7 protein-coding genes are annotated in these 6,586 nt (G+C 35.0%); 6 read left to right on the top strand and 1 reads right to left on the bottom strand.

All coding sequences use genetic code 11. The features are described 5' to 3' along the window. Positions 1-564: 564 nt before the first annotated feature. The 6 genes from fabZ to BSO02S_RS22945 all read left to right on the top strand — a co-directional run bounded on the left by fabZ (position 565) and on the right by BSO02S_RS22945 (position 5,954). Positions 565-990, top strand: a complete 426-nt coding sequence (gene fabZ / locus BSO02S_RS22965) for a 3-hydroxyacyl-ACP dehydratase FabZ (protein ID WP_066073203.1) — start codon at positions 565-567, stop codon at positions 988-990. 675 nt (positions 991-1,665) lie between these two features. Then, positions 1,666-3,117: a MocR-like pyridoxine biosynthesis transcription factor PdxR gene (pdxR, locus tag BSO02S_RS22960; RefSeq protein WP_066073200.1), complete on the top strand. Its 1,452-nt coding sequence runs from the start codon at positions 1,666-1,668 to the stop codon at positions 3,115-3,117. 4 nt (positions 3,118-3,121) lie between these two features. After that, positions 3,122-4,033 (top strand): D-alanine--D-alanine ligase, encoded by a 912-nt coding sequence (locus tag BSO02S_RS22955; RefSeq protein WP_066073197.1) that lies wholly within the window; start codon positions 3,122-3,124, stop codon positions 4,031-4,033. A gap of 33 nt (positions 4,034-4,066) precedes the next feature. Further along, a complete protein-coding gene (locus BSO02S_RS28575) occupies positions 4,067-4,153 on the top strand; it encodes a hypothetical protein (RefSeq protein WP_369691314.1) in 87 nt (28 codons plus the stop codon). Positions 4,154-4,467: 314 nt separating this feature from the next. Continuing rightward, the gene (locus BSO02S_RS22950) at positions 4,468-5,391 is read left to right on the top strand and encodes a DMT family transporter (protein WP_066073196.1); all 924 of its coding nucleotides are present in this window, start codon (positions 4,468-4,470) and stop codon (positions 5,389-5,391) included. Between the two features lie 179 nt (positions 5,392-5,570). Then, positions 5,571-5,954 carry a DUF1398 family protein gene (locus BSO02S_RS22945; protein WP_066073194.1) on the top strand — a complete coding sequence of 128 codons (384 nt, stop codon included), beginning with the start codon at positions 5,571-5,573 and terminating at the stop codon, positions 5,952-5,954. A 313-nt stretch (positions 5,955-6,267) separates the two neighbouring features. On the opposite strand, the gene BSO02S_RS22940 is transcribed toward BSO02S_RS22945, so the two are convergent. Further along, positions 6,268-6,525, bottom strand: a complete 258-nt coding sequence (locus BSO02S_RS22940; protein ID WP_066073190.1) for a hypothetical protein — start codon at positions 6,523-6,525, stop codon at positions 6,268-6,270. Positions 6,526-6,586: the final 61 nt, after the last annotated feature.

Below are 6,586 nucleotides of genomic sequence, written 5' to 3'. Positions count from 1 at the left end.
TCGTTACCACCTCCTTTCACCTTCTATATACGGTTTTTGAGGTTAAAAGGACAGGTTGGGGGAGAAATAATTTTGATAGTCCTTTTCAGAAAAATCAAGCTCAGACCCCAGCTCTATGTCAATAAATGTTTGTGATAAGGATAGAAAACTAATAAACAGACGATGTAACCAAATTAATGCTGAATTCGCCTTTTAATATAGTGGGGATGTAGTTGAAAGGATAATAAGTGTAGTTTTCGTTTTTCTAATCGCTTGTACTTTTCTCATTAGTAATACTTATGCAAGTTGGGCATACGCTTTTATTGTCTTCAAAGGTAACATCTATGTTATTTCTGAAACACATATCGAATCCAATAAGATCGGTAAGAAAATAGGTGAGGTAACAAAATATTCAGACCAAGAAGGCACTTGGGTGCATTACTAGAACAACGGTAATGCCTTTTTTCTTATTGAAGTAACGGTGCAGGTCAGTTGAAGGAGGTTTATCTTATATTAACAACTATAAACACCAAGTGATAAAATTAAATAAATAGACTTAATAAAATTGTTATGGGGGCATAAATGATGTTGGATACTCAAAAAATTAAGGAAATAATTAGGCATCGATATCCATTTCTATTAATGGATAGGATTTTGGAATTAGAAGAAGGAAAAAGAGCGGTTGGTATAAAAAATGTGACAGCAAATGAGGATTTTTTTAACGGGCATTTTCCCAACTACCCTGTTATGCCAGGTGTATTAATTGTAGAGGCAATAGCTCAAGTAAGTGCGGTAGTGATGTTAACTAAAGAAGGAAACCAAGGTAGATTAGGGTTATTAGTAGGAATAGATAAATGTCGTTTCAAACAGCAAGTAAAACCAGGAGACCAACTCCGTCTTGAGGTTGAAATCACTCGATTAAAAGGACCTATTGGAAAAGGCAAAGGTATAGCTACGGTTGATGGGAAATTAGTTTGCGAAACAGAAATAACATTTGCATTTGGTGATTAATATTTCTTAATTAAACGATGTTATTCATCGTCTTGAATGAAGGGTACGAGCAATTTACAAAAACGCTTATTCAACTAAATGGTGCATTAGTAGAGGAACTGTTGTAATGACAGTTCCTACTGTTCTTGAAGTAACGGTGCAGTTTAGTGGAAGAATCGTCTTTAGCTCTTATTCAATAATCGGGCCATTTAACGGAATAGACCTTCAATCAAACGCTGGATATTTATGTTAATATTAGTATGGGAATTGTAAAGAAATGACTTAAACTATAGGATGCGGTTTAGTTGAAGCAAAACATCAGGAAATTGATTATAGAAGAAATCTTTTATTAAGGCTCTGTTATTTGATAATTGATAATCAGAAAAATTAAGGACCCGTTTGAGGTCCCTTTTTTGAGTTTCTAATTAACCCCTTCATTAGCAATAAGAGAAATTAATATATCTTCAGAATTAAGTTCAGTGAACAACTTATTAAGTTGTTGAGATTTTACATAAGGAATAAATAGTAATCGTCTCTTTCATTCCTATAATTTTTCCGGATTTTTCATTTATTCAAAGACTCTAAATGGTATCTTTATAGTTCCACACCCTACCACAAGACCGTAAAAATACATATTGTGTGGACCTTTTGGAATAGGTGCAGAAATGTAAAAATGTTAGCAAGGGGATGAATGCAGTGTTTAACGATTTTAAGCTTATGGAAGGCCGTCCTGTATATATTCAACTTAAGGAATATTTAAAAAGAATGATAACCAACGGGCATTTGCTTGAGCATCAAAAGCTTCCATCCACTCGTGAACTCAGCTCTTTATTATCAATTAGCCGAAATACTGTTCTAACGGCTTATGCGGATTTGGAACAAGAAGGCCTTATCTATGCGGTAAAAGGAAAAGGAAACTTTGTAAGTCATGTTGAGACCTTCAAATCCCCATCCATCCAGTTGAATTGGACTGAAAAAATCAATGAGCAAACCTTTTTGGCAGACGAATTGGACCTTATGAAGCATGGAGTGCGCTGGAATAATAAAATGATCTCATTTAATAGTATCGCACCCGATGAAAAGCTTTTTGATGTAGAAAATTTTAAAAGGGCTTTTTTAAATCGGATGTCCATTGAAGGAGACATCGTTCTTAACTATGGCTATGCAAAGGGCTATAAACCACTTATCGAATACCTGCTTCACTACATGGAAATTAAAGGGGTAGACATTAGAAATAAAGATGTTTTAATTACCAATGGGTTCACGGAAGGTCTGGATATCCTTTTATCCTCTTTAAATAAAAAGAATGGTCGTGTTATTTGTGAAAATCCAACCCATCATTCTGCACTTAAGGTCTTTCGGTTACATGGCTATGAAATCGATGGCATTGAAATGGATTATGATGGTGTCAATGTTAGTAAGCTAGAAAAAATCTTATCAAAAAAGGAATATGATTTTGCATACTTAATTCCGTCTTATCATAATCCAACTGGAATCGTAACGTCCTCTGAAAAAAGGAAGGAAATCATGGATCTGTTTTCCGCATATCAGCTTCCTATCGTTGAAGATGGATTTAATGAAGAATTACGTTACTCAGGGTCACATCTGGCACCGTTGGCTGCCTTTGCCGGACTCGGAAATAATGTCATTTATATTAGCAGCTTCTCTAAAATTCTTTTTCCTGGCTTACGGGTTGGGTGGATTTTAGCAGACAAAGATTTGATTTATTACTTGGAAAGTATGAAAAGAGCTCGAACTATTCATACGTCTACATTAGATCAGGCGGTGTTATATCAATATTTGAATGATGGCTACTTTGAGAAGTATATAAAAAAAGCTAAATCAGTCTATAAGAAAAAGTACGAATTAGCTGTTCATTATTGTAAGAAATTTATTCCTTTTAAACGAATAACTGGTGACGGTGGACTCCACCTTTTTATAGAACTAGAAAACAACATCGATTCAAGAAAGCTTTTAGAAAAATGTTATCAAAAAGGAGTAGTTTTTTCTCCAGGCAATGTATTTTACACGGACAGTAGTGGAGGAAATCATACTTTACGATTAGGATTTTCTAGGCTGAAAGAACGAGAGATTATTCAGGGGATTAAAATCATAGGTGACACATTAAAAAATAACTTTGGAGGCTAAAAAAATGAGAATTGGCGTCATTATGGGAGGGGTTTCTTCCGAGAAGCAAGTTTCGCTTATGACAGGTGAAGAAATGATTGTGCATTTAGATAAAAATAAATATGAAATTGTACCGATCCAACTAGATAAAAAAGAAGATTTAGTTGAAAAGGCGAAAAATCTTGACGTTGCGCTACTGGCGCTACATGGCAAGTTCGGTGAGGATGGCACCATTCAAGGTACCCTTGCAACCATCGGAGTTCCTTATACAGGGAGTAGCGTACTGTCCAGCAGCTTATGCATGGATAAGAATATCTCGAAAAAAATCATCCGTTATGAAGGTGTGCAAACACCGGATTGGATTCACCTTACTAACATGGAAGAACTTAAAATGGATGAACTAGACAAGATGGGTTACCCAGTAGTTGTGAAACCTAATTCAGGCGGTTCGAGTGTAGGGGTAAAAATTGTTTATGACCAAGACACAATAAAGTCTTCGATTGCTGAAGTATTCAAATGGGATTCTGAAGTGATGATTGAAAAGTATATAAAAGGCGAGGAAATCACTTGTTCTATATTGGATGGAAGGCTTTTACCTGTGGTTTCCATTCGTCATAAGGGAGAGTTTTTTGATTATACCTCCAAATATAATGATGTGGCTACCATTGAGGAGGTAGTCCAGCTCCCGCCAGAAACATATAACCGCGTCTCTTTTGCTGCAATGACCTGCTATAAATCACTGAAATGTAGTGTTTATGCCCGAATCGACATGATGATTAAAAACGGTATCCCTTATGTGTTGGAAGTTAATTCATTACCTGGGATGACGAAAAATAGCCTGCTGCCAAAAAGCGCACAATCAGCGGGTATTCCTTATAATAAGCTACTTGACTTGATCATTGAAAATTCACTTAAAGTGAGAAAAAATGATGTATAGACAAATATGGGCTGAAATTAGCCTTCACATAATATTTGTGAATTTCGAAAAATAATTCCAAACTCAACAAAAATAATGGCAATGGTAAAAGCAAATGTCTATGGACACGGAGCATCCTAAGTTTCCAAAAAAGCTATTGATACTGGGGTAGATTATTTGGCTGTTACTACATTGATATTGTTCTGTGAGCAGCCGAATAGAAGGTAATTTATCACCTGTATTTAACTGCGCATCCTCTATTTGCTGTTTCACCCATTCTAAAATACCTCTATATTTTGTTTTCATATAGATTCACTTTAGTATCTGTCTCATGACAATGTGGAATTTTCCTGTATTAAAAAGAGTTGATATCAATTTCAATTATGTTTAATTAGCTTATTCTTTTTAACAATGATTATGGAATACATTTGTATGTTTGTGAAGGGGGATTTTGAATGGAAAAAAATATAAAAAGAGGAATGCTTATCGGCTTTATTGGCATAGTTTGTTTTAGTCTTACATTACCAGCTACAAGTATTGCTGTCCCTTATTTCGGTGAGACAATTGTTGGGATGGGTAGGACAGTTATTGCAGCAATAATCGTAAGCATCATTTTTATCATAAAAAAAGAATCATTACCTAATAAAAAACAAATGAAAAGCTTGGGTATTGTTGCCGTTGGTGCTGTACTTGCCTTTCCGTTATTAACAACATTTGCCATGAAATCACTGCCTGTATCACATGGCGCAATTGAACTGGCTTTACTGCCACTCGCGACAGCTGGTTTTGCTTTGTGGCGTGGAGGCGAGCGACCTTCTAAGCGCTATTGGATTGCGAGTATTATTGGTTCGATAGCAGTGCTTCTTTATGCCGTGTATTTAGGTTTAGGTCAATTACAAAATGGAGATGTTGCACTAATTGTAGCTGTCTTAATACTTGGATTAAGTTATGCAGAAGGTGGAAAACTATCAAAAGAGCTTGGTAGTTGGCAAGTCATCGCTTGGGCTATATTAATTGGAGCCCCGTTTTTTATTTTTCCTGTTGCCTTAAGCATATCAGTCGATATGTTAAAAGCGCCAATCGAAGCTTGGATAAGTTTGTTCTATTTAGCTGTTGTAAGCCAATTTTTAGCATATGTCGCTTGGTACGGTGGGATGTCTTTAGGAGGGATTGCAAGAGTTGGACAGATTCAATATTTACAGCCCTTTTTAATGATTGGATTTTCTGTATTGTTCTTAGGAGAATCGATTACATGGCTTACGATTGTTTTAGCAATTGTTGTTGTGATATGCGTAATAATTGGAAAAAATGCACCTGTCATAAAGAAGGAGTCACATTATAATAATAGCGTTCTTCATGATAAAAGTAAAAGTTTGTAAGAAATATACTAAAGCTAAACGGGTGCTTTAGTTAAAGAACGAGTGTTTGCTTAGGTAACTCTTTTTCAGGTTAGTTGAATAAACGAGTATGTCCCATTTTTACAAGGATATGAAGTACCTCTGAGGTTAGAATAGTGAGGAAGGATATTTAAGAATTAATTCTAATTGGAGGTATATGTATGAATGACAAAATAACAGAAAGTGAGTTTCAAGAGATTATCCGCAGAAGAAGTAATGGCGAGATAACCTTTTCGCAATTCTTAGAAGAATTGTCTCAAAGAGGCATAAATGGATACGAAATAGAAGTTGCTACGGGTCAAGCCACATATAAAGGAGTTCTTTCGGAGTTTAAAACAGATTCCCAAGTAAGCTTGGTTATCTCAGATAAATTTAATAGAAATAAGGTACTCGAGGCAATCTCTAACATCTCTCTCCCCTTTTTAGCCTTCTTAAAAGAGATTGCTGAGGCTGGAATTGTAACCTATTGTGTGGACATACCTGAGAAAAAGGTTACTTATATTGGAATCGGTGAAGAAAGTATTGAAGAACAGCTTAAAATTTAAAAAAATTCTAGAACATATAGGTAAATGAATATTCAATAAACAGTAGGGTGCTGAGGCAACTCTTTATTTGTAAACGAAAGATTGTAAGGAAATATACTTAAACCAAAGGGGGCGATACTTCAATAAGGAGTAAAGTCCTTTTCTTATTCAAGTAACGATACAGGTTAATTCAATAAACCAATTTCACATATAACAAGGACATACCCCTGAAAGTGTTGAATAAAGTATCATTAAGAGATATTCGATATGGGGTTGATTTCTTTGGATGAATTGAAAAAAGCCGACCTTCGCAGGGGAAATCATCTTGAAAAGATTAAGGTTTGTTCCAAAGAACACCCATTAAAACAAAAAGGAAGATAATAAGTAAAACAGCTATTACAATTAACCATAATGCAATTTTTCTCCAAAAACCCTTTTCCGATATTAAAGCTAAAACCAATGCGATAATTATAGAGGAAATAACAGCTCCAACATAATGATCTCTAAAGAAATCAAAATTTCTTGCTAAAGACACAGAAAATATTCCGAACAACAAAACTACCATTGATAATGGTGAAGCGATTTTTCTCATTCTAACACCTCCTAACATTAACAATTTTAACATTTATTTGCAGAAAATTCTATGAATATTC

Origin of the sequence: Neobacillus soli NBRC 102451 (assembly GCF_001591665.1) — a bacterium.
GTDB lineage: Bacteria > Bacillota > Bacilli > Bacillales > Cytobacillaceae > Neobacillus > Neobacillus soli.
Note: the sequence above shows the minus strand (reverse complement) of the source record. Positions and strands in the feature narration are given on the sequence as shown.